The sequence below is a fragment of the Bifidobacterium jacchi genome (assembly GCF_009078285.1).
Classification (GTDB): domain Bacteria; phylum Actinomycetota; class Actinomycetes; order Actinomycetales; family Bifidobacteriaceae; genus Bifidobacterium; species Bifidobacterium jacchi.
On the sequence record NZ_RQSP01000005.1, the window covers coordinates 81493 to 82366 of the forward strand.

Genomic DNA, 874 nt, shown 5'->3' on the forward strand with positions numbered 1-874 from the left:
ATGCCGTTGTCCGATGATGGGTTGTGGCGGTTGTGTCGCTGAATCGTCCGTAACTGCGCGTGTTGACGAGGGTGCCGCGCAGTTATGGACGAAAACGGCGGTGGAATCGTCCGTAACTGCGCGGGGATGTCGAGATCGCGCGCAGTTACGGACGATATGCTGTGCTGTGTTCGTGTTGAGTATCTTGGATTGTGCCGTGCGCGGTGATTGCGTCGCTGCTGTGTGCTCGTTGTTGCGCTGGCTTGCCCTGTGTGTTCGATGATGGGTTGTGGCGGTTGTGTCGCTGATTCGTCCGTAACTGCGCGTGTTGACGAGGGTGCCGCGCAGTTATGGGCGAAAACGGCGGTGGATTCGTCCGTAACTGCGCGGGGATGTCGAGATCGCGCGCAGTTACGGACGATATGCGCCCGTCGCACGCCTCGCGCCGCATCGAAGACGCCTATGGCAAGCTCCTCCGTGTCGCGCTTGCGCCTGCACGGTGGTGCCGCTCGCATGCGCCGGTGTGTGTGGTGGTGTATGCGGGGATGGGTCACGCGGCACGGGTACGGGGTGCGGGTCGCTCCCTGTGACCGTTTGGTGACAACCTTGGCGTTTCAACGTTTCTGGCACCTTGGTCACTGGGCGCGGGCGCTCCCTGTGACCGGGGTGTGAAAACCTTGATATTGCAACGTTTCTGACATGATGGTCACGTGGCGCGGGTGTTCCCTGTGACCAACCCTGCTTTCTGTCGGCGGATGCGTTGATGGTTGGCGGCGTCGTGTGCATCACAGCTTCCTCTCTTCCCCCAGTCAGCTTCGCTGACAGCCCCGTCCGCAATTATGGACGCGCTGCGCGCGCGGTTTGCTGGCTCGACTGTCGTCGAGCGACGTTGCCT